This window comes from Pseudoalteromonas sp. K222D (genome assembly GCF_017653575.1).
Taxonomy (GTDB): domain Bacteria; phylum Pseudomonadota; class Gammaproteobacteria; order Enterobacterales; family Alteromonadaceae; genus Pseudoalteromonas; species Pseudoalteromonas nigrifaciens.
The window spans coordinates 1-24,477 of record NZ_JAGGDL010000038.1; the positions used below are offsets into that span (position 1 = coordinate 1).

The window sequence follows — 24,477 nt, forward strand, 5'->3', positions numbered from 1 at the left end:
TAGCTTGGCATACTGGCAGGATCAGTCAATAGCTAAAAAAGATCCTTAGAAAATAATTTGTCTTGGTGAATAGTTACTTCGTTTGTAACTTTAACCGTGCTGCTTCTTCTTTTAAAAATTCATTATCGGTTATGTTTTGTTCTAACTTGTTTGCTGAATAAGCTAGTTGTTGCATGGCCGCTTCAAGAAAGCCATCTGTTGCTGAAGCAAGCTTATTAGCATAAGCGTAATTACTGTGTAACGTGTAGTTGATTAACTGCTCTTTTTGCACTTGATAAGTAGCATAAAAACTACTTACTAAGGTGCCAATAGAGGCAAGTAAAACAAGTAATAGTATAAGAAACCTGAGGTTTAATGTTGGTAATAATTTGTGAAACAATCTGTCTATACCTCACGTACAACTTGCATGCATAATATATTCAATACATTTTATACTACCTGCTTTAAAACCAAGAATCTAACCAACTTTAATAATGTGAAGTACTAATTAACCTAAGCTTTGGATAACAAAACTATCTCAAGTAGCTATTTACAACGCTAACTGCGTTGAATTTACTTGCAATAAGCCAGCTATTGACGCGTAAATTCGCTAAAAGCCTCTGGCTAGAGAAAATAAATTTAAATATAAGTATGATTCAATACGTTAATAAATCTCTTAACCAGAGTTCCGGTTAATTATTGCCTACCTATCGGTAGACAATAATTAGAAATGTGTTTTATCAAGTTAACTTTTATAACTGTCGCTCAATTTATTACACAGCGTTATCCACTGCTGCGGTTGTTCTTTACCTTCAATCCTGCGGCCAAATAAGGTCATCACTGTGTTGCTGCTCTCATCAAAAAACTCTATTGAGTGCACCACAGTATTACCGTTATCTGTTGGTTTTTTAACGACAAAAGCACGCGCTAAATCTTCACTTTTAATATGTAAATTAAAGTCTTCATCAAGTACGTTATACCAAGGGCCTACTTGCTTTAAGTTATTGAGTGCTCCTGAGTATATTTGCACCGCGGCGTTGTTATTTACAAAAATCATTACCTCGCTTTGCTGCTCTTTTAACGTGCTAAATATTAACGGTAAGCTTGCGGTTGGTATTTCTTGTGCCCAATTGGGCTGTGCAAGTTCAAGTGCTTGTATTCTGCCTACTTTAAACTCGGTTAATAATGCCGGAAAATGATGCACATCTTGCAAGTTTTCCCATGCGGTTAAAAAGCCAGCTACATTTATATTTTCTTGCGGCGCGGGCTCAAGCTCTTGGGTTTTGATTGGCTCGACCATTAATGTAGTGCTTTGCTCGGGGTCGCTATATTTATTAATTAGTGCCTGATACGCGGTTAAATTAGTTTTATCGGTATTAAATATTTTATGAACAGCTCGGCCATGTTTATCAAAGCACTGAATGCTCACCATGTTATTTAACTTAACAGCAAATACACTGGCCCATTGCGATAAAAACAACCTTAAATCTATGCCTCCTGGGTTAATTGCTATTCCCATTTTTTTATTATTACGCTGTGAAGTATATAGTTTTTCGTAGCAGCCTTTAATTTCACTCACTACAACGCCGTTGCGTGTAAGTGCCATTACATGCTCTAGTTTTTTTAATCCTTTGAGAATGTTTTCGATTTGATTAATATTTAATTTAATTGCTTGCTGCCCTACTTGAGAAGCAATAAGTTGTGCTTCTGTGGTGCCAAGTTGTACGGCGGCATCTACACTGCGAATATTGGGCTGCGCTACTTTTAATGTTTGGTATTGATTAACTAATGTATTCATAATTTACTCCTAAAAGGTAATGGCCTAAGTGGCCATTACGGCAACTTAAAATTTAAAACTAATTTGCGTTTTAATATTACGGCCAACACCATAGTCGCCAATGGCGCCTGTAGTACCCGCTATAACTTGGTATTCTTTATCAAATAAATTATCTATTGCTAAGCGGGCATTCCAGCTGTCGTTAATATCCCAACTGGCGTTTATACCTGCTAAAACATAACTTTTATGTTGCTGCTCAATGCCTGATACAAGCACAGTGCGATCATTAACATGTTGAATACTAAAGCCTGTTTTTAGCACGTCGTTAAAAAAGTTTAATCCGCTACTCAGTGCAAACTTATCGGCTGGTAAATACCATAGTGGTTCATTGTTTTGGTTTTCACCTGATATTCGACTATAAGAAAAGTTGGCATAACCTAAGGTATGTGCATAATTTATTTCAAACTCAATGCCGTCTCGTTGGTTTTCGCCACTATTGTTATAACGCGCTGCGGGTTCGGGATTAGTGGCTATATTGGTGTTTGATTGAATTTCGTCATCTATTTTTACTTTAAAATAAATAACACGGGCAGTTAAGGCATCTCTGTTTGTAAATATGTTTTGATTTTGGTAACTCGCACCAATTTCTTTATTGGTGCTGTTTTCTACTTTAAGTTCGAGTGCCGGATCACGCCCACCATATTGATCATAAAGCTCATCTATTAATGGGGCTCTAAATCCTTGCTGATAACTTGAAAAAACAGCTAGCTGGTTATTAATTTGATAGTGAGCGGTTAATGCAGGCACCACTTGAGAGTGATCAACATCGGTATCTAAATTATTAAATGAGTTGGCAAAGCTAGAGGTTGCTGTGGTTTTATACTTTTCATAACGTAGCCCTGTGGTAAGCGTTAATGCCTGCCAAGTAAATTCGTCTTGTAGGTAAACGCCTATGCGTTTTTGAGTACCTCCGGGCTGTGATGTTATTTCGTTTTGTATTGCTTGCTCTGCATAATCAATACATTGATAAGTTTGCATGTCTAAATTAAGGCATGGATAACTTAACTTGGTTCCCACTCGATCTTTTTCAGAATACTGCATGCCATAGGTTAAAGCATGCTGTTTAATTAAAGATGTATTCGCAATATCAAGTGTGGTTATGTTGTATTCGTAGTTAGACTCTAAGCCAATAAAATCTTTTAAAGTGCCTGAACCATCGCTTTCAACAACCTGACTTTGGGTGCGCCCTAAGCGCGCTGTTAAATTTACATAAGGATTATTGGCGGGGTTAAGCTCATAGCTTAAATTAGTAACCGACTGTTCAATTTCTCTATATACCGTACCCCATGCGCCAGGATCGGTAGTATTAAACTCGGTGCGCTGATTGTCTTCACTTTTTGTATACGACAATCCAATTAAGGAGTCTTCGTTTAAGTAGTACTCTGCTTTTAAAAGCAGCGATTCTGCCTCAATACCCGAATTATCAAGCGTTTCACCATTTGATAACTTAAAGTCGCCACTACTGCGTTTTACATACGAAGTAAGTATATCTAATGAGTCGGTAGGGCGTGCATAAGCATATACGGTACCGTTATTTTCATTATTATTGCCATGGTGACCTAGCTTAACTTTAACGCCACCTTGCTCACCCGGTGCTAAAAAGTCGCTGGCATCTTTAAGTTCCATTTCTACCACACCACCTAAAGCACCACCGCCATGCAAAACAGTACTTGGTCCACGTTTAACATTTACAGAGCGATAAAGTTCAGGATCTGAAAAAAAACTCCCCATTCGATACTTTTCAAATGTTTGAATTGCACCATCTACGCTTATCAACACATCTTCTGCGTCACTAAAACCACGTACATTAAACTTTTGCCCCATATTACGTGGGCCACCGGTTGCAGTAACGTTAGGAATACTAATAAGGCTGTCGAATACGCTACTAGCAAGTACTTGCTCTATTTGTTCTGCGTTAATAACATTAACGGCTTGAGCTGAATTTAGTGCAGACTTTGCGGTACGGGTTGCCGTTACGGTTACTGCATCAAGTGCTGTAACCGGCATATTAGTGTGGTTAGGGTTTTCAAGATCAGCTGCCATTAAGGGCGAAGACAGAGTGGCAAGGCAAGCTGCCAGTTTGGTAATACGCATTATTTACTCCATTTAATAATTATATTTTGTTTACTCTTTTGCTCTACTTATATTGAATGCAAAAAAGTTACATAGCGCTTTGGGTTAGCCCCTACTGCCTAAAGCACTTTGACTATAACAAAATAAACACTAAATGATAATAGTTATCAATCGCTTTTAACTAAAATATTTGCAACTTGATACTTTTCAGCAGAAAGTTTAGCTAATAGCTTTACTAATTCGCCGCTAGGTACTTGCTGATCAACCGCTAAATACAGAGGTAAGCTTTTTTTACTGTTTTTTAAGGCGTTAATCGCTTCATTTAACGAAGTAAATGATTCTTTTTCGAGGGCGTATTGAAGTTTATTATGCTCTAACCGAATACTAAGTACCTGTACATCTGCTTGTTGTACCGGTGTGCTGGTGTTTTTACCTGTATCGGGAAGCGTTACATCAAGCATATTTAACTTAACAGCTGCTGTAAGTAATAAAAAAACCAGTAAAATAAATAACACATCAAGCAAAGCGGTTAAGTCTGGCACTAATTGCGCCGCTGTATTACGCGGTGGCAAGCTAAGCATAAGGTGAGTCACTATAGGTAAACTTATAATTTAAATGATTGATGATTCTTGTAAAATCATTTTGTAACCCTTCTAGTATGGTGTTTAATAAGCCGCTAACTAATAAACATGGAATAGCAATAACTAATCCAGCCATGGTTGAATACATAGCTTCCCACAAGCCATCAGCTAGTAAAGCAGGCGTAACCGCTTGATTAGTTTCGGCAATGCGTTTAAACATAACGACCAACCCCCACACAGTACCAAGTAACCCCATTAAAGGGCTTAAAGAGGCCAATAAACTCAATATGTTTAGCCGTTTTCGCCAATCAATTAAGCAGTCTTGTAAATACAATTGGCACCATTGAAGACGTTGCTCACTGTGCAACAACTGCTTAGCTTGCAGCGTAATTGCAAATTGACTTGTACCTAGTTTATGTTGCTTTAATTGCCACTTAGCAATAATTAAAATAGTGCTGCGCTCCAGCACAATAGCCAAAGCTATAATTGACACCAATAGTAATGGCCAAGCCATAATACCTACCGCATTAAAAGTTGACTGCATGTTATTACTCTTTGTTATACGTTTAACGAAAACCGAATTGGCACGCTAAATCGTGCTTTTATCGGGTGGTTATTTTTAACAACAGGATGAAACTGCCACTGCGCTACATTATTTAAAGCAGCTTTGTCGAGCTCAGTAAATCCGCTGCTTTTTAACACAGTTAATTTTGCTATATGCCCCTGCTTATTCAACTCAATTTGCAATAACGTAACCCCTTCGTAACCTCTTTTTTTAGCTCGTAACGGATACGTTAACATTGGCTTAGGGGCTTTAAATAATGGCAAATCAGTTACGGTAACTAATTGATTAGTAGCAGAGTGTTGGTTACTTAGTTTTGTTGTACTAGAACTGGGCGCAGCAGGCTTTATTTTATTTTTGTTTGCTGGGGCGTTTTTTACAGACTTTTTATGCTCAGTGTTTTTAGCTGTGTTAACCGGTTTGGCTTTAGCTGGTTTTTTTGGCGGGTTATCTATTATTTTTTTTATATTTTCAGGTGTTTTTTTTACTACTTTAAGGTGCTGCTTGGTGCCCGAAAACTCAGTACTAACATTATCGTTTTTAACTACAGACGCTGTTAGTTTTGGCTCAGCTGGTATTTTTTTAGCTACTTTACTGGCGTTAACCTGGGTTGAGTTAATAATATTAATTGCCACACGATCGGCTTTTTGCCCCTGCGAAAATGTCATAGCTTTAGGGGAGACAGGTTGCATAAACAACCCAATATAATGAGCAACTGCTGACAGTAATATAAAAATAGTAAACTTCATAGCTTTTAAATCTAAATGATAACTGTTATTGTTCGTGTTTATTGATAGTATCAACATTGGATTTGTTATGAAACCCCTATACACATATTTAATTACGCTTACCCTGTTAACATTTGCTTGTAGCAGTAATTCAGCTCCATTCTCGGCACAAAGAATTGTTGTTTCGGGAGGCTCAATAACTGAAATTATTTATGCCTTTAATGAGCAGCATCGTATTGTAGGTGTAGACAGCACCAGTGTATTTCCAAGTGCTGCGACTAAAAAACCGCAAATAGGGTACGTACGAAAAATAAGTACAGAGGGGATATTATCGCTCAGCCCAGATTTACTCTTAGGCGAAGCCGACACAGGACCTCAAAAGGTAGTAGAGCAGCTAAAAAGTACGGGAATAAACATGACCATACTTACACAAGAAGATAACTTTTTAGGTATTGAAGCTAAAATAAAACACATTGCACGTTTACTCAATGTACCTAAAAAGGGAGAGCAACTTGCAAATAGTTTGGCAATAGACAGAGCTGCTTTAAACACTGTTTTACAACAAAGTACTTATAAGCCGAGAGTACTTTTTATTCTTAATGTACGCAGCGGGCAACCTATTGTAGCCGGGGCAAATACCTCTGCAAATGAATTAATAAATGCCGCTGGAGCAATTAATATTGCAGCAGAGCACATACAAAATTGGAAACCGCTTTCAACTGAAGCGGCCCTTGCTCTTAATCCAGACGCAATTATTACTATGGGACGACACGGCGACACCCCTATGGAAAACGTCTCAAAACTAGCACATTTTAAGTTCTCTAATGCAGTTAAAAATAAGCAAGTATATAGCTTTGATGGCAGTTATTTATTAGGCATGGGCCCACGTACACCACAAGCGGTAGTTGAGCTTGCAAGTGTTTTACACCCTAATGCTAAATTACCTACAGCGTATAAGTTTCGCTTTGCTAAAACCTCTCAACCTAACATTGAGCTAAGTGAGTAATAACTATGCTGGCATTAGGAAGTACGCTATTAACCGAACAAAAACAGCGAAAAATGGCCATTCCCTGTTTATTTTTAGCCTGTGTTTTTATGTTTTTTATTGCACTAAGTAAAGGGGGCGTAAATTTAAGCTTAAGTGAAATAGTCGCAATAATTAACCAGCTTGAAACTGATAGCTTAAAAAACGCTATTATTTGGCAAATACGCTTACCACGCATAGTGTTAGCCATGGTGGTAGGTGCAGGGTTAGCCGCGTGTGGCTGTGCTATGCAGGCAATTTTTAGAAACCCATTAGCCGATCCGGGTTTAATTGGTGTGTCGAGTGGTGCAGCACTTGGCGCTGTAGCCACTATAGTATTAGGCAGTAGTTTATTTGCTAACTTTAGCAGTACCTTGGGCGTTTATGCGGTACCGGTTGGCGCATTTATTGGCTGTATTAGTGTATGTGTATTTATTTATAGATTAAGCGCTCACAGTGGTCAGTTTACAATTATTAGCTTATTACTAGCTGGTATTGCTGTTAATGCCATTGTGGGATCGCTCATTGGTGGGCTTACATTAATTAGTAACGAGCAACAACTGCGCGATTTAACATTTTGGAGTATGGGTTCTTTAGCCGGTAATCACTTTGCAATGATGCTGCCCTCTTTATGTATTATTGTTTTGAGTGTGGTTTTATTACTACGCCTAGCAAAACCTCTTAATTTATATTTACTAGGCGAAGCGCAAGCTAAACACTTAGGTATTAATGTAACGCGGCTTAAAAAGCAGGTATTTATTTGCACGGCATTGTGCACCGGAGCAGCTGTCTCTATTACCGGTATTATTGGTTTTGTTGGTTTTATTGTGCCGCATATTGTAAGGCTTGTTTTAGGGCCCGATCATCGTTACTTAATGCCAGCAAGTATTTTAGGCGGCGCGCTGCTATTAAGCTTTGCTGATTTATTTGCACGCACTGTAATGCTCCCTGCAGAGTTACCTATTGGCTTAATAACCAGTGCTATTGGTGGCCCTTTCTTTTTAATTATGTTGCTAAAAACTTATCAGCAACGGAGCTTATAAATGCTGTGCGCTAATAATGTATCGGCCCAAATTGGGCAAAAAAAACTACTCAAGCATATTAACTTTTATGTAAAACCTAACGAGTTAGTGGTAATTATAGGCCCTAATGGGGCGGGTAAATCGTCGTTATTAAAAGCTTTATGCGGCGATATAAAAATTAATAATGGCGATATTACGCTTAATGACCGCTTGCTTAGCGACTACTCAATAGCAAGTTTGGCTACATTACGCGCTGTGCTTACGCAAAATTACGAACTCGACTTTCCATTTAGCGTAGCTGAAGTGGTTGATATGGCGCACTTTGCCCATCAAGCAGACTATAGTAAACAGCAGCTTATGCATTTTTCAGAGCAAGTAATGCAAGCACTTAGTGTAACGCACTTAAAAACCCATACCTTTACACAACTCTCTGGCGGAGAAAAACAACGCGTACAACTTGCGCGGGTATTATGCCAAATTCAGCCTAGCCTAGTTGCCAATAAAACACCTTACTTACTAATTGACGAGCCCACCTCTAGCTTAGATATTTTTCATCAATACGATGTAATGGCTCAAGCTAAAAGTATTGCTAGCCAAGGCGCAGGAGTAGTTGCCGTGATCCACGACCTATCGCTTGCTGCCAGTTTTGCAGATCGAATTTACATGCTTAATAATGGCGAAGTAGCCGCATGCGGTACACCAAAAGAAGTGCTTACCCCTGCGCTACTTAAACGGGTATATAATATTAACGCCAGGCTTGAAAATAACACCAGCGAGGCTATGCCACACATTCAAATGTGTTACTAAAATACTTAACTAATATCAGCGTTTATTCAGCTTTAAAAATCAATAAGACTTAAACGCACCGCTATTGCGTATCTGCTTTGCAGTTGCACTAAAAAATAGATAAGCTGCATGCACTTATCTATTTTATTTAGCTTTGGAGTGTGTTTTGCTAAATAAGTATGCTGTATCGTCTATTGCTTTTTTAATCGGGTGTTTAATGCCATTACAATCTTCTATAGCTCAACCTGCGCTTACGCTTGAACAACAACTTGGCCAAAAGCTATTACTCGACTTTCGCTATTTTTGTCACCAAGGTGCAAGCAAACAGTGCCGAACGCCAATGACTCAATTACCCAATGAACTGGCAAACGCCATTAGTAAATACAATATTGGCGGGGTGATTTTATTTTCTGAAAACACCCAATCTATTGAACAAATAATTACCCTTAACCAACAATTACAACATGCTGCAAGTAAATCGAGTTCGGCATTACCTTTGTTTATTTCGGTAGATCAAGAAGGCGGCCGTGTTGCACGCCTACCGCGCGATGTAGCAACCTCGTTTACCGGTAATATGTCGATTGGTGCTACTTTTGAAAAACACGACAGTTATTTTGCCGCGCAAACCGCTAAAGTAATGGCCACCGAGCTAAGTGCTTTGGGTATTAACGTTAATTATGCGCCTTCAATCGACGTAAATATGAACCCAGATAACCCCGTTATTAATGTACGCTCGTTTGGCGAGGATCCTAAGCGCGTTGCAACTTTAGGTGCAGCTCAAGTTGCTGGATTTGAAAATAACGGCATTATTAGTTCGCTTAAACATTTTCCGGGCCACGGCGACACTAACGTAGATAGCCATACGGGCTTACCTAGAGTAAACCATGCAAAAGAGGTTATTTACCAACAAGACCTAGCCCCTTTTAAACAGATTATTGCCACGCAAAGCCCTGGCATGATCATGACCGCACATATTCAGTACCCTGCGCTTGATAGCAGTACCTTTACCAGTGTAGATGGTAAAAGCATGATTAAACCCGCAACTATGTCGCGTAAAATAATTACTGACATTTTACGCCATGAGCTTAATTATAATGGCGTAGTAGTAACCGATGCACTTGATATGGCTGGTATTAGTCACTTTTTCAATCCTACTCAAGCGGTTATAAACACCTTTGCTGCAGGGGTCGATATTGCCTTAATGCCAATAGAAATTCGCACCATAGATGACTTAACCAAACTTGATCAGCTCATTAAAGATTTAGTCGCTGCAGTTAAGTCTAAGCAACTTAATCAGCAAGAAATAACTGAGTCGGCGCAGCGTATTACAACGCTTAAAAGTAAGTTTAAACTTAACACCAGTTTTAATGCAATTGATGCGCTAGTTAACGCCAAGCACGTTATTGGTAGTAAAGCGCATCGCAATATTGAAGCTCAACTTGCGGTAGCGGCTATTACACAAGTTAAAAACACTCACAATACACTGCCACTTACACTTAAAGCCGGGCAACATATACATATTATAATGCCCGACACCCGCAAATGCATGGCACTACAACAAGCCCTGCAAAGCATTAGTAAACATACGCTTAACTATACTTGTAGCAGCTTGCAAGGCTTTGATCCGCAACAAGCACACACAGACATTAATAAAGCCGATGTTGTTATAGCGGGCAATGCAACGCCAAATCAAAGTGCGGTAGAAATTGGCGGTATGGATGATTTAAAAAACGATCCTCAATTTTCACTTAGCAACGCACAGCAACCAAAAGCACTTGAGTCGTTATTAAAAGTGGCCAAAAAGCAAAATAAAAACACGGTATTTATTAGCCTAAGAGCGCCTTACGACATTGCTGAGTTTAGCGATTATGCGCATGCTGTACTTGCATCGTATGCCTATAATATTGATCACGATAAAAACGATATTGTAACAGGCCCCGCATTTACCGCTTTAGCACACGTACTGTTAGGCAAATTGCCAGCTAATGGCACTTTGCCTGTAACAATAAAAAAGTAAGGAGAACTTAAATGCTATTAAATTGCGATTTAGGTGAAAGCTTTGGTGCTTGGAAAATGGGCTTAGATGAAGAGGTTATGCCGCACATTAATATGGCTAACATTGCTTGTGGTTTTCATGCGGGTGATGCCGATGTAATGGCAAATACGCTCAAGCTGGCAAAGCAGCATAAGGTACAAATTGGCGCTCATCCTAGCTACCCAGATCAACAAGGTTTTGGCAGACGATCTATGGCACTTAGTGCAAGCGAGCTTACAAATTGTCTGCACTATCAAATTGCTGCGCTAGAAGGTATGGCCAAAGTACAAGGCTTAAGCCTTAGTTATGTTAAGCCCCATGGCTCACTTTATAACGACATGATGCTTAACGAGCAGCTTTTAACTAGCGTAATGAGCGCGGTAGCACACTACCCTAGCCCATTAAAATTAATGATTTTAGCAACGGCTGATGCTAAAAAGCATCAAAAAATGGCTCATACTTTAGGGTTGAAATTAATATTAGAAGCCTTTGCCGACAGACAATACACCGACGAAGGGCTTTTAGTGTCAAGGCAGTTAGCAGGTAGTGTGCATAACGAGCAAGCTTTAATTGAGCAAGTAAAGCAACTGTTAGCTGATGGCAGCGTAACTACGCGTTCAGGTAAAAAGTTAATTTTAGATGCCGATAGTTTATGCGTTCACGGCGATAACCCTGCCGGTATTGCACTCATTCAACAAATAAAGTTATTGTGTAAACGTTAAATCATTATTTAATATGTTCAGTTGTAAACCCCCTTTACAGCTGAATCGTTTTACAGATTTAGTCACCCAGGCAATTACTTCATCGCCCTAGCTATTATTTTTAAACTCTCTAACATATAACTATTATTATTAACAACCACAGGGATTTGAAATGAAAACATTTTTTGCGCTTAGTCTATTAATAAGCACAGGTAATCTTGCCTTTGCCAATAGCAGCACCCTACAGTTAGAAGATGTATTTACGCTTGAATACGCTAACCAGCTAGACATTACCAAAGACGGTAAAACAGTTTATTTTGTACGTAACAGAATGGATATAAAAACCGACCGTAAAATAGGTAATATTTGGACAGTAGATTATAAAACACGACAAATTCAACCGCTTACTTCTGGCGTACATATGGATCATTCGCCAAAGTTGTCGCCGGACGGCTCTCGTTTAGCGTTTATTTCAAACCGTGACGGTAGCAACCAAATTTACATGAAATGGCTTAAAACTGGCGCGGTTAGCAAAATAAGTAACCTTACAAGTACGCCAAAAGCGCTAAGCTGGAGCCCAGATGCTAAGCAACTCGCATTTAGTATGTTTGTTGCCACCACATCAAGCTCACCCATTAACTTACCTGGTAAACCTGAAGGCGCTACTTGGGCAGAGCCGGCTAAATATATTGACGATGTGTATTATCGTGCTGATGGTGCTGGTTACTCTAAAAAGGGCTTTGAACAATTATTTATTATTGACGCAAATGGCGGCAATGCAAAACAGCTCACCTTTGATGAATTTAATAACGGCGGCGAAGTTAGCTTTAGTAAAGATAAAAAAGCGTTATATTTTTCGGCTAATAGGCATAACAATTACTTGTTAAAGCCAACTAACAGCGAAGTATATAAACTTAATTTAATTACGCTTGAAGTAACCGCTGTAACCGATAGAAACGGCCCCGATCGCCAACCTCAAGTATCGCCTAATGGCCGCTACCTTGCGTATACCGGTTACGATGACAAACAAACTAATTACGAAAACACCCAATTGTATATTCGCGACCTACGTTCGGGTAAAACAACTAATTTAACTGCCGACTTAGACCGCAGCGTAGCTAAAATAAAATGGAGCGGTAACTCTAAAGGCATTTACTTTAGTTACGCTGATCAAGGGCAAACCACGTTAGCGTACCAACCTCGTAGCGGTTCACGTAAAGTTATTACCGAAAAAATTGGCAGCGTTTCCTTTGGTCGTCCTTATTCTGGTGGCGACTTTGATGTGAGCGAAGATGACGAAATTGTGTTTACCCTTGCCGACACGCAGCGCCCAGCCGATGTAGCGGCAATTAAACGTGGTAAAGCACAGCGCTTAACAAGTTTAAATGACAACTCGCTGGGGCATAAACAACTAGCCAAGGTAGAAGAGCTATGGCTTAAATCGAGTCACGATCAACTGCCAATTCAAGCTTGGGTAGCCTACCCGCCTGGTTTTGACAGTAATAAAAAGTACCCATTAATTCTTGAAATTCATGGTGGCCCGGTAGCCAATTACGGCCCGCACTTTAGCGCCGAGGTACAATTATATGCGGCTAAGGGGAACGTTGTATTGTATATGAACCCTCGCGGGAGTGATTCTTACGGCAAAGAGTTTGCACAAACTATTCATCATAATTACCCAAGTAACGATTATGACGACTTAATGACTGGAGTAGATGCTTTAATTGCCAAAGGTTTTATTGATGAGTCTAAATTGTTTGTTACCGGAGGCTCTGGTGGCGGCGTACTTACCGCGTGGATAGTTGGCCATACCGATCGTTTTGCCGCAGCCGTGGTTGCTAAACCTGTAATTAACTGGATCAGTTTTGTACTAACTGCCGACTTTTACCCGTTCTTTGCTGACTATTGGTTTCCGGGTAAGCCGTGGGATCATATAGAACATTATATGAAACGCTCGCCAATTAGTTATGTCGGCAATGTAAAAACACCCACTATGCTACTAACCGGTGAATCTGATTTCCGTACACCGATTTCAGAAACCGAACAGTTTTATCAAGCATTAAAGCTACAAGGTGTTGAAACCGCTATGGTACGTATTCCCGATGCATCACATGGTATTACCGCTCGTCCGTCTAATTTAATGGCTAAAGTTGCCTATATTCAATGGTGGTTTGATAAACACACTAAATAACCAAACATACCGCTTGGTATGTAAGTTAAAGCCACTTTTTAAAAGTGGCTTTTTTGCATTACCAATAAGTGTAAAGGGGGTTTACAGTAAGTAACCTAAACTCAGATTAGGTATTTTTAATAGTAATACAACGGCAAACCACAAACGTCGCGGCAAGTTAATTAACCTGAACTCTGGTTAAGAGATTTACTAACGTATTGAATCATATTTATATTTAATTTTATTTTCTCTAGCCAGAGGTTTTCAGTGAAAACAAGGCGAATTTACGCGTCAATAACTGGCCTATTGCAAGTAAATTCAACGCAGTTAGCGCTGAAAATAGCTGCTTGAGATAAGTTTATTATCCGGAGATCAGGTTAATATAGCCAAAAAGTACTCACTACCTCTTTAGGGATATAGTCCAATTTAACTATATTCACCTACACGCTAACATCAGCAATATAGAGATAAAGCCATCTAAATGCTTACTAATACTTAAGCTATCTTAATGCCTAGCTTAAGTATCGGACTTAACTATTATTTGAGTTGGTAAAATTTCGGTTTATACAATTAAATACCCACTGAGTTGGTAAAAAACCGGTTTGAGCTAGTGTTTATAGGCCCTCAGTTAGTAAAAAAGTGTTTTGTGGATTGCTCAAGTTAGTAAAAAATCGGTTTATTATAAGGTGAGTGTTCACTCAAAAAGCTAAAATCAGTCACTTATGGCCTTTATTTACAGTTTATAAAGCCATAAAAGTGCTAAAAAGGTTAAATAATGGGCTTTACACTAAGCTTGGTTAAACTCTGATCCGTAATTATAGCCAGCTAGTTAAATACTGATCTGTTGTGGGTAGCTACTTAACTGAACTGGTTAAAAGGTTTACTAAAGTATTAAACTGTAATGATAATTTTATTTTCTTTAATCAGAGGTTTATTTGAGGAGTGGGGAGGAAACAAGGCAGCTTTACGCGCCCATGGCTGGCCTATTGCAAACAAATTCAATGCAGTTAACGTCAAAAAGCGACTAAAGCTAGCTTTATTACCCACAGACAGGTTACTTAATTATACGCATAAAAAAAGGGCCTTTCGGCCCTTTACGTAACACTATCTAGTTGAATTAGAATTGGTTCATGGTGTTATCTTCACCACCGGCTTTAAGCGCATTATCACCAGAGAAGTACTCTTTGTGTGTATCGCCAATGTTAGAGCCTGCAAGGTCTTGGTGCTTAACAGACGCTTGTTCGCGACGAATCTCTTGACGCTGTACATCACGTACATAAGCCAGCATACCTAAGTCACCAAAGTAACCTTCTGACAAAATATCCGTACTTAGTGCTGCTGTATGGTACGTTGGCAATGTGATTAGGTGATGGAAAATACCGGCTTCACGTGCACCATCACGTTGGAAGTTTTGTACTAGTAAATCGGCTGCTACTGCAAGCTCGGTAGCATCCATTTCTGGTGCCATAAGGCCTTTATTGTCACCCAAGCTTGGGTAAGCGCTAAGGTCACGGCCCGCTTCTTGCCATTCTTGATACACTTGCTCACGAAACTTAAGTGTCCAGTTAAACGACGGTGAGTTGTTATAAACAAGCTTAGCATCTGGCACTTGCTCTTTAACACGATTAACCAGCTCAGCAATTTGCTTAACATGTGGTTTTTCGGTTTCAATCCACAGTAAATCTGCACCCGACTGTAGGCTAGTTACACAATCTAGTACTACGCGGTCTTTTTCTGTACCTTCGCGGAACTGGAATAAACCATTATCAAGGCGCGTTGGTTTGCAAAGTTGGCCATTAAGCTTCATTGCAGTGTCGCCTTCATTTAAGTCATCAACACCGTTAATTGGCGTAGTTTCTAAAAATGCATTGTACTGGCTAGCTAAGTCACCTGGAGTTTGTGAAACCGGTACTTTTTGCGTTAGGCTGGCGCCTAGTGAATCGGTACGCGCAACAATAATACCGTTATCAATGCCCAGTTCTAAAAATGCGTAACGTACTGCGTTAATTTTAGCTAAAAAGTCTTCGTGCGGTACGGTTACTTTACCTGCTTGGTGGCCACATTGCTTAGCGTCAGACACTTGGTTTTCGATTTGAATCGCACAAGCACCTGCTTCAATCATTTTTTTAGCGAGTAGGTAAGTCGCTTCTTCGTTACCAAAACCGGCATCAATATCAGCAATAATTGGCACTACGTGCGTTTCAAAGTTATCAATTTTATCTAGTACCGCTTGTACGTCGCCGCCATTTGCTTTAGCTGCATCTAGGTCATTAAATAAATGGTCTAGTTCACGTGCATCGGCTTGCTTTAAAAAGGTGTAAATTTCTTCAATTAGTGCCGGAACTGAGGTTTTTTCGTGCATACTTTGATCCGGAAGCGGACCAAACTCTGAACGAAGTGCCGCAACCATCCAGCCACTTAAGTATACATAACTACGCTTAGTTGTTTTTTGATGGCGCTTAATAGCCATCATCATTTGTTGCGCAGTAAATCCATGCCAACAACCTAAAGACTGAGTGTACTGGCTTGTATCTGCGTCGTATGCGGCCATGTCTTCACGCATAATGTCAGCAGTAAACTGTGCAATTTCTACCCCAGTACGAAAGCGATTTTGTAAACGCATACGTGTTGCATATTCAGGGTTAATGGTTTTCCATGCACTACCTTGTTTTTTACAAAGTGTTGCTAATGTATCTGTTTCGCTTTTATATGTAGTCATAATTAAAATCCTTTGAACGGGGTAAATTATTATAGTGTTATGAGAGTGACTGCTTTAGTTGCTCTGCAGCGCTTAATTAAACATTAGGCTTATTTTTCAGATTTAGTAAATTTATAGTTGTTATTGCGGCTATACATATCATGAATGAGCAAAATGCACTCAACCCCTCTTTTTTACGTTATGGTTACACTACGCACACTAAAATTTACAATATCGCGACCGTTTAAGGATTATTAAAATGCCCCATACTCTCACTCACTCAGGACTCAGCGTAGACAACCAACTAGCTGATTTTGTTAAAAACCAGCTATTACCTGGTACACATTTAAATGAGCAGCAATTTTGGCAGCGCTTTGCGCATATTGTACAAACATTAACGCCAGTAAATAGAGCTCTACTTGCTAAACGCGAACAGCTACAACAGCAAATTGATGAGTATCATCTGGCTAATAAAAGCTGGGATAAAGCCCAGTACCAGACGTTTTTAACCGACATAGGTTACCTTGTAAACGAACCTGAAAATTTTAGTATTGAAACAAAGAATGTTGAGCCCGAAATAGCACAAACAGCGGGACCACAGCTAGTAGTGCCGGTAAGCAATGCACGCTTTGCACTTAATGCTGCAAACGCACGTTGGGGTTCATTATACGATGCCCTATACGGCACTGATGTACTAAGCGAAGAAGATGGTGCCGAAAAAGGCCGTACTTATAACTCAGTTCGTGGCTTTAAAGTAATGGCATACGCGAGGCAGTTTTTAGATAAAGCCTTGCCACTAGAAAACGGCTCGCATATAGAGAGCACTAATTATTCTGTTGTTGACGGTGCGCTGTCAATTACTCTACGCGACAGCTCACAAACCAAACTAAAAAAGCCTGAACAATTAGTGGGTTACCAAGGTGAAGCACAAAATCCTAGCGTTATTTTGCTCAAAAATAATGGCCTACACCTTGAGCTACATATAGATCACCATCACCCAATAGGCCAAGCAGATAAAGCTGGCTTAAAAGATGTGGTACTTGAAGCTGCACTTACCACTATTATGGACTGCGAGGATTCTATAGCTGCGGTTGATGCAGAGGATAAAGTACAAGTTTATAAAAACTGGTTAGGTTTAATGCAAGGCAACTTAGTTGAATCGTTTAAAAAAGGCGATAACACAGTTGAACGTACCCTGCAAAGCGATCGCCAATATACGGCGCTAAATGGTGAAACCCTAAGCTTAAAAGGCCGCAGCATGATGTTTGTGCGCAATGTAGGCCACCTAATGACCAATCCAGCAATTACCGACGTAAGCGGTAACGATGTGTTTGAAGGCATTATGGATGCCATGTTTACTGCAACAGCGGCGCTGCATGATTTAAATTCTAGCAGTGCGCTTAAAAACTCCAGTGCGCAAAGTATAAATATTGTAAAACCTAAAATGCATGGTCCTGAAGAAGTGGCATTAACTAACACGCTATTTAACATGGTTGAAGAAGCACTTGGCTTAGAAAAAAACACCATTAAAATGGGCATTATGGATGAAGAGCGCCGTACTTCAGCTAACCTAAAAGCCTGTATTCATGCAGCAAAAGAGCGTGTAGTATTTATTAATACCGGATTTTTAGATAGAACAGGTGATGAAATTCATACCTCAATGCACGCCGGTGTGGTACTGCCTAAAGCCGCTATTAAATTAGAGCCGTGGATCAGCGCCTACGAAGATCGCAACGTAGACATTGGTTTGGCTTGTGACTTAAGCCATAAAGCACAAATAGGTAAAGGTATGTGGGCTATGCCCGATAAAATGGCATTAATGATGGAGCAAAAAATAGCTCATCCTAAATCAGGTGCTAATACCGCGTGGGTGCCCTCCCCTACTGCAGCAACTCTGCATGCCATGCATTATCATGATGTAGATGTATTTAGCGAGCAGCAAAGCATTGCTAAGCGTGCTATTGCCAGCCTAGATGAGCTACTTACCCCGCCATTAATGGACGAGCCTGAGCTACTTAGCAAAGAAGATATTAAAACCGAGCTTGAAAACAACGCCCAAGGTATTTTAGGTTATGTAGTACGCTGGATTGACCAAGGGATTGGCTGCTCTAAAGTGCCCGACATAAACCACATTGGCCTTATGGAAGACAGAGCAACACTGCGTATTTCAAGCCAACATATGGCTAACTGGCTGCATCATGGTATTTGCAGCGAGCAACAAATTAGATCAACCATGGCCAAAATGGCAAAAGTGGTAGATGGCCAAAATGAACACGACAGTGCTTATAAGCCTATGGCAATTAGTGAGCAATCACTTGCTAATAATATTGCCTACCAAGCGGCACTAGCCTTAGTGTTAGAAGGAGCTAAGCAACCAAGTGGCTACACTGAGCCTTTATTGCACAGCTACCGCTTAAAATATAAAGCGCAGCAAGGTACTTAACACTTAACTTCAAGTAATAAAACCCCCTAGTTAGCATACAAAAACCAGCCAAAGTGCTGGTTTTTATTTATTTGCCAAAAATACCAGCCAATATTAATAACTAAGGTGAATGGCTAACATTCATCTTAGTAGCCGTTATTAGTTTTTAACCACAAAAAAGCGCGTTTTGCTTACACAAAACACGCTTTTTCTAAAATTATTACCGCTTTAATATACAGCTTTAATTAGTTTTTGATGATTGCGTTGTGATAAATATTTTGTACGTCATCACAATCCTCAAGCATAGTGATGAACTTATCAAAGTTAGCAATTACTTCTTCATCTGTAATTTCAATATGCACTTGCGGGACAAAAGTAATTTCGTCTACTTCAAAATTAATGCCTTCAAACGCCTCTTCAAGGGCTGTTTTAGCTTTAAAGTATTCTGTATGTGGGGCAAACACCGATACTTTACCGTCTTCTACTTCAACATCGGTTACATCAACGTCAGCCATCATTAGTGCTTCTAACACAACTTCGTCGTCATCGCCTGAAAAACCAAGCACAGCAAAATGATCAAACATATGCGCTACACAACCCGGTGTACCAATTTTTGAATCTGTTTTAGTAAAAGGCAAACGTACATCTTTAATAGTACGATTTGGGTTATCGGTTAAACAGTCAACAATAACCATACAATTTCCAGGGCCATAACCTTCGTAACGTGCAGTTGAGTAATCCTCCCCTGCTCCACCGGCGGCTTTTTCAATTGCTTTTTCGATAACATGCGCAGGCACTTGATCTTTTTTTGCCTTTTCGATTAAGCGGCGCAAAGTTTGGTTTACATCTGGGTCAGGTTCGCCGTTTTTAGCTGCAACGTAAATTTCTTTGCCGTATTTTGAATTTACTTTAGTTTTTGCGTTAGCCGTTTTAGCCATCGAACTTTTACGAACTTCAAATGCTCTGCCCATCATGTACCTCTAATGAATACGTTAAACTTGTCGACATTTTACCAATTCAAAACGTATTGGGCTAGCACCACGTTAATATATAACGTTTATAACACCACACTAATTACATAAAAAAATAAACAAAGCGCTATTTAACATAACACAACTTTTTGTGCGTAATTGTCAATTAAAGTAACTAACTGCGTAAAATCATGTAATACATAATCGGCCTGGCTAGCATAACTAGGAGTAACATCGGGGGCGTATAAACATGCACGCATATTGGCATTATGCGCTGCCTGAATATCATATAAAAAATCGCCCACATACAATAAATTACTTGGGCTCATATTCCACAAGGTAGCAATATTATTTAATGCACTCGGATCGGGTTTTGCTGGCGCGTCACTTCGGGTAAGTACTATTTCTATTGGCAGTGGATTATTTTGTAACTTAATAGCGGCCGCTTTGTCAAAATTGCGTGTAACTATCGCCATTGGAATGTTTTTAGCTTTAAGGGCATTTACAGCCTCACTCACACCGGGTAGCATTTTGGCATGTTGAGCGTCGAGTAACTCATGCTGATGTACAATATTCATTGCCTCTTCGCGCATATATGCTGAAGGCAATTGGGCAATATAATCGAGTAAGTCTTGCTCACACGGGCACCCTATTTGCGCTTTAATTAATGAAAAATCTAATTCTGATGACACTAAAGTGCCATCTAAATCAAAAATCACACCTTTAATCGCTTCAATCTGCATTTATATATCCTTCCTTGTATTTAATACCCATTGAATTAAACCCTATATAAAAATAACTTCATCGTTTATAAAACTAAATCACTGATGAATAACAAAATTTATATACCTAACCTGACCTCTGGTTAAGAGATTTACTAACATACTAAATCATAGTTATATTTAAATTTATTTTCTCTAGCCAGAGATTTTCAGTGAAAACAAGGCGAATTTACGCGTCAATAGCTGGCCTATTGCAAGTAAATTCAACGCAGTTAGCGCTGAAAGTAGCTGCTTGAGATAGATTTATTATCCAAAGTTCAGGTTACCTAGCTTGCTAAAAAGCACACTAATATACAAGGTATATTAACGTAATTTAGTATTAAGTCGATCAGAAAAACGGGAATGAAAATAACAAAAACGCGCACAGTGACTGTGCGCGTAGTTTGTAGGATTATTGTTGCTCAAACCTTGCTTCAAGCCAAGTATCGTCTTGAGTAAAGTTTAAGGTTTTTATTTTTCCTTGTCCTTCAACGTTAACCATATTAACTTGCGAAGGCCATAAGTCGCGCAGTGCACCGTTACTCATTTTAATTCCTGCAATTTTTACCGGAATTGGCGCTTCTTGGTAAACCCAAAAAAACTTGCCATCAACTTGTGCTCCTACAAAGTTAAGCGGCAGTGGTTCACCGTTTAACGTTTGTAGCGCAACATGCGACTCTACATACTTAGCAAAGCGTTGTTGATCTATTTTATTGCTAATAATATCAACCTTACCTTTAAATAAGTGCGCCACAGCATGCTCAGTATCGTGCAAATAAAAACGATGCATTAGCTCAATATTATTAGTACGTTTATTAAAAAGCACAGTAGTAACAGACGACTTTAATTGATGCGCCATACTAGGCGCAGCAATTAATAAACTAACAATAATTAGCAATATGCGCATTATTGTTGCTCCTCACTGCTGTTATTTTCGTCGCCTTTAGGTTCGTCTTTTTTAAGCTCGGTTTTAATATCTTGCATAATATCGCGGCTTACTTTTGCTTTGCTCTTTTCTTTTTTAAATACTTCTATGCGTGATGGAATAATACGACGCGGGTAGTTATTATTTTCAATATCTACGTCAGCCGTTTCCCAGCGCGGATCGATAGTAACCGACACCAGCGATTTATTTTTGTCTGTCACTATTAGTTTTTGCACCTTTTTATAATTACGACGCCAAATTTCGGCCGCAATATAACGCTCTTCTTTGCTGCCATCTTCAAAAGTCAGCTCTAATAAAATAGGCATTACTAAGCCGCCTACGTTAGAAAACTCCATTACGTAGTAGTTTTGGTCTTCTTTTATTGCACGCTCAAGCGTTTTACGCTCCCACGGCTCTAAGCCCTTTAAAAACTTGTTGTACGCGTTGCGTTCTTTATTAGTAACGGTAAAACGGTCGTTTTCGTCATAAAAGTCGGTAACATCGGGATTTTCTTCTACCCAGGTTTTTTTACCTTGTGCGCGGTTATGCTCTACAAACAGCGAAGTTGGCTTATTTGCTTCAATATCGCGTAGGCGACTAAAATCAATATCAGGGTTTTTAGTGTCTAAACGCAGTTGATATACCTTATCTAAAGCAATATCTACGTGATCTGTGGTAAAAAACCAACCACGCCAAAACCAATCTAAATCAACACCCGAAGCTTCTTCCATAGTACGAAAAAAATCAGCAGGGGTAGGGCGCTTATACTTCCAGCGCTGGGCGTATTCTTTAAACGCAAAATCAAACAGCTCTCGGCCTAAAATAACTTCACGTAAAATATTAAGTGCAGCAGCGGGTTTAGTGTACGCGTTAGGGCCTAAACGCAATACGCTGTCTGACTGGGTCATTATAGGCACTTGAATTTCTGACTTCATATACGCCACTATATCGCGCGGCTCAACACCCCATGGAATGCTTGGATCCCACTCTCGCCCTGCAACACCGTCTAAAAAGCTATTTAAACCTTCATCCATCCAAGTCCATTGGCGCTCATCTGAGTTTACTATCATCGGAAAGTAAATATGGCCCACTTCGTGGATCACTACACCGAGTAAAAATCGCTTTTCTGCTTGAGAGTAAGTACGAGTTCCATCATCTTGCAGCTTAGTGCGCGGGCCATTAAAGGTGATCATTGGGTATTCCATACCACCAACAGGGCCATTTACTGACTGCGCGGTTGGGTATGGGTAATCAAATGAATACTTTGAATACACTTCCATAGTGTGAATAACAGCTTCGGTTGAATATTTTTTCCATAAATCGCCCCCTTCTTTAGGGTAAAATGACATAGCCATAACCAATGGCTGTTCATCACCGCCTTGCTGATAGCCTTTAGCATCCCACATAAATTTGCGTGACGACGCCCAAGCAAAGTCGCGTACGTTATTAGCTTTAAAGTGCCAAGTTTTAGTTTTATCTGTACTGGATTTTTCGTTATCGAGCGCTTCTTCTTCACTAACAATAAACACAGGGCGTTTAGCATTTTCGGCTTGCTTTAAACGTTTGCGTTGCGTGCTCGTTAATACGCTACTTGCGTTATTAAGCTTACCCGTTGCCGACACGATATGATCGCTAGGTACGGTAATTTCAACATCGTAATCACCAAACTCTAAGGTAAATTCGCCGCCACCTAAAAATGTTTTATTAGTCCAAGCTTCGTAATCAGTATAAGCAGCTAAACGCGGAAACCACTGCGCCACTAAAAATATATCGTTACCATCTTTTTCAAAGTGCTCATAGCCCGAGCGTGCGCCTACTGCATCTTCTTCAACTAAGTTAAACGCAAAGTTCATGCTAAATTCGGCTTCTTTACCTGGCTTTAACGGCTTATTTAGGTCAATGCGCATTAAGGTATCAACCACGGTTACACGTAACTCGTTGCCATTGTCATCTTTTACATTGCTAATTGTATAGCCAAGCTCGTTGTCACTCATAAACTGTTGACGACGAAGGTCGCCTAAACTTAACTTGGCGGGTTTATCGGCTGGTAAACTTGTTAAAGTACTTTTAAACGTTTGAGTGGTTTCTGCAATTGAATCATTTTTAAAAACGTTTTGATCTAACTGTAACCATAAGTACTTTAATGTGTGTGGTGAATTGTTTTTATATTCTATTTTTTGGCTACCGCTTATACGGCGCTTTTTTTCGTCTAATTGTACGTCAATATCGTAATTAACGCGTTGCTGCCAATAATTTTCGCCAGGTTCTCCGGCAGCACTTCTATAAACATTTGGTGTTGGCAATGCTTCGTCTAGTTGACGAAACTTATCGATATAGCTGCCTTTGGTTTGCTCAATAGCAGACGCTAAAACAGTGCTCGACATTGCTATTGGCAATATAACCGCACTTAGCGTATAAATTATTTTTTTCATTATTAAACCTGTTAGATTTTAGTGTGCGCACTTTGACAAAATTATCGTTTTTCTTCAATAAAATAACGATAAAGTGCGACTTTTTCAGGCTAGTTTTCACTATTTTTTTACAATTAAAGCGCATTATTCTTTTAGATAAAATTAATTAAACGTGAATTAAAATAATAAAACTGTAAAGGGGCTTTACAGTTTGTCGTTTTAAATAAAAATAATTGCCAAATATCAGCTAAAAATAACGGCTTACAGCTACTAAATCTCCCTCTGTATTTTGGCTTCAAAGGTAGCCAAATGTAATTATTTAGCAAAAAAGTTAATCCCTTTGTATGAGAAACCGCCAATAGTGAAGTTTAAGGTTGATCTTTGTATCCATTTGTACTTAGAATCGCCCACTTTTTTCATTTGAGGGTAATTTAATATAATTATTTTCAAATATGTTTATTAATATTTTAGTGTTGAAAAGTGTGGTGGTGTATGGATTTTTATGTTCTAAAAAAGCAGCAAAAACTAATTGCTATTCCAGCAGACGCGCAAAACTGTAAGCAGTATTTAAACTCAGGTTATTTGTATATTGACAAAGTGGCCGCTTGTAACGAAAAAAATGCATTGAAAGCGTTACAAGCTAAAAAAGCCAAAGCAATTAAACTGCCGTTATTTATGGCACTTTTAGCCTTGCCTCTTATTTATGTTGGTTGGTTTAGCTTAGGAGCTAGCTAAAGCCCATTCACCCTAGCAAGATGAGCCTATAAGGTTGCATCTTTAACTGCCTTGGG

19 protein-coding genes are annotated in these 24,477 nt (G+C 39.4%); 8 read left to right on the forward strand and 11 right to left on the reverse strand.

Going from position 1 to position 24,477, the window contains the following annotated elements; all coding sequences use genetic code 11:
* Window positions 1-73: 73 nt before the first annotated feature.
* The 6 genes from J5X91_RS18135 to J5X91_RS14965 all read right to left on the reverse strand — a co-directional run bounded on the left by J5X91_RS18135 (window position 74) and on the right by J5X91_RS14965 (window position 5,781).
* Entirely contained in the window at window positions 74-379 is a 306-nt protein-coding gene (locus J5X91_RS18135; protein ID WP_244363895.1) for a hypothetical protein, read from the reverse strand.
* Window positions 380-724: 345 nt separating this feature from the next.
* Window positions 725-1,777, reverse strand: a complete 1,053-nt coding sequence (locus tag J5X91_RS14945) for a ChuX/HutX family heme-like substrate-binding protein (protein WP_208835143.1) — start codon at window positions 1,775-1,777, stop codon at window positions 725-727.
* A gap of 45 nt (window positions 1,778-1,822) precedes the next feature.
* Entirely contained in the window at window positions 1,823-3,910 is a 2,088-nt protein-coding gene (locus J5X91_RS14950; protein ID WP_208835144.1) for a TonB-dependent receptor, read from the reverse strand.
* Window positions 3,911-4,056: 146 nt separating this feature from the next.
* Entirely contained in the window at window positions 4,057-4,470 is a 414-nt protein-coding gene (locus J5X91_RS14955; RefSeq protein ID WP_011329713.1) for a biopolymer transporter ExbD, read from the reverse strand.
* Window positions 4,463-5,014 carry a MotA/TolQ/ExbB proton channel family protein gene (locus J5X91_RS14960; protein ID WP_011329712.1) on the reverse strand — a complete coding sequence of 184 codons (552 nt, stop codon included), beginning with the start codon at window positions 5,012-5,014 and terminating at the stop codon, window positions 4,463-4,465. Before J5X91_RS14960 ends, J5X91_RS14955 begins: the two co-directional genes overlap by 8 nt.
* 14 nt (window positions 5,015-5,028) lie before the next feature.
* Window positions 5,029-5,781, reverse strand: a complete 753-nt coding sequence (locus tag J5X91_RS14965) for an energy transducer TonB (RefSeq protein WP_193039094.1) — start codon at window positions 5,779-5,781, stop codon at window positions 5,029-5,031.
* Between the two features lie 67 nt (window positions 5,782-5,848).
* Here J5X91_RS14965 and J5X91_RS14970 point away from each other — a divergent pair, with 67 nt between their 5' ends.
* The 6 genes from J5X91_RS14970 to J5X91_RS14995 all read left to right on the forward strand — a co-directional run bounded on the left by J5X91_RS14970 (window position 5,849) and on the right by J5X91_RS14995 (window position 13,519).
* Complete coding sequence (locus J5X91_RS14970) at window positions 5,849-6,766, forward strand: ABC transporter substrate-binding protein (protein WP_197108746.1); 918 nt, start codon at window positions 5,849-5,851, stop codon at window positions 6,764-6,766.
* Between the two features lie 5 nt (window positions 6,767-6,771).
* Entirely contained in the window at window positions 6,772-7,827 is a 1,056-nt protein-coding gene (locus J5X91_RS14975; RefSeq protein ID WP_011329709.1) for an iron ABC transporter permease, read from the forward strand.
* Entirely contained in the window at window positions 7,828-8,613 is a 786-nt protein-coding gene (locus tag J5X91_RS14980) for a heme ABC transporter ATP-binding protein (RefSeq protein ID WP_089369029.1), read from the forward strand.
* Window positions 8,614-8,809: 196 nt separating this feature from the next.
* Entirely contained in the window at window positions 8,810-10,609 is a 1,800-nt protein-coding gene (locus J5X91_RS14985) for a glycoside hydrolase family 3 protein (RefSeq protein WP_208835145.1), read from the forward strand.
* Between the two features lie 11 nt (window positions 10,610-10,620).
* The gene (locus tag J5X91_RS14990) at window positions 10,621-11,349 is read left to right on the forward strand and encodes a 5-oxoprolinase subunit PxpA (protein WP_208835146.1); all 729 of its coding nucleotides are present in this window, start codon (window positions 10,621-10,623) and stop codon (window positions 11,347-11,349) included.
* Between the two features lie 151 nt (window positions 11,350-11,500).
* Window positions 11,501-13,519: a S9 family peptidase gene (locus J5X91_RS14995; protein WP_179807805.1), complete on the forward strand. Its 2,019-nt coding sequence runs from the start codon at window positions 11,501-11,503 to the stop codon at window positions 13,517-13,519.
* Window positions 13,520-14,615: 1,096 nt separating this feature from the next.
* On the opposite strand, the gene J5X91_RS15000 is transcribed toward J5X91_RS14995, so the two are convergent.
* On the reverse strand, window positions 14,616-16,217 hold the full coding sequence (locus tag J5X91_RS15000; RefSeq protein WP_089369025.1) for an isocitrate lyase: 1,602 nt from the start codon (window positions 16,215-16,217) through the stop codon (window positions 14,616-14,618).
* A 238-nt stretch (window positions 16,218-16,455) separates the two neighbouring features.
* Here J5X91_RS15000 and J5X91_RS15005 point away from each other — a divergent pair, with 238 nt between their 5' ends.
* Window positions 16,456-18,639, forward strand: a complete 2,184-nt coding sequence (locus J5X91_RS15005; RefSeq protein WP_208835147.1) for a malate synthase G — start codon at window positions 16,456-16,458, stop codon at window positions 18,637-18,639.
* Window positions 18,640-18,863: 224 nt separating this feature from the next.
* Here J5X91_RS15005 and J5X91_RS15010 read toward each other — a convergent pair whose 3' ends face one another.
* From J5X91_RS15010 to J5X91_RS15025, 4 genes are all read right to left on the reverse strand, one after another.
* Window positions 18,864-19,589, reverse strand: coding sequence for a YebC/PmpR family DNA-binding transcriptional regulator (locus J5X91_RS15010; protein WP_011329702.1), 726 nt, complete (start codon window positions 19,587-19,589; stop codon window positions 18,864-18,866).
* Window positions 19,590-19,720: 131 nt separating this feature from the next.
* Window positions 19,721-20,332, reverse strand: coding sequence for an HAD family hydrolase (locus tag J5X91_RS15015; protein ID WP_011329701.1), 612 nt, complete (start codon window positions 20,330-20,332; stop codon window positions 19,721-19,723).
* Window positions 20,333-20,762: 430 nt separating this feature from the next.
* Window positions 20,763-21,257 carry a DUF6702 family protein gene (locus J5X91_RS15020; protein ID WP_058374662.1) on the reverse strand — a complete coding sequence of 165 codons (495 nt, stop codon included), beginning with the start codon at window positions 21,255-21,257 and terminating at the stop codon, window positions 20,763-20,765.
* Window positions 21,257-23,707, reverse strand: coding sequence for a M1 family metallopeptidase (locus tag J5X91_RS15025; protein WP_208835148.1), 2,451 nt, complete (start codon window positions 23,705-23,707; stop codon window positions 21,257-21,259). The genes J5X91_RS15020 and J5X91_RS15025 overlap by 1 nt, the downstream gene beginning before the upstream one ends.
* Window positions 23,708-24,178: 471 nt before the next feature.
* Between J5X91_RS15025 and J5X91_RS15030 the strand changes: the two genes are divergently transcribed.
* The gene (locus tag J5X91_RS15030) at window positions 24,179-24,421 is read left to right on the forward strand and encodes a hypothetical protein (protein ID WP_011329698.1); all 243 of its coding nucleotides are present in this window, start codon (window positions 24,179-24,181) and stop codon (window positions 24,419-24,421) included.
* Window positions 24,422-24,477 lie beyond the last annotated feature (56 nt).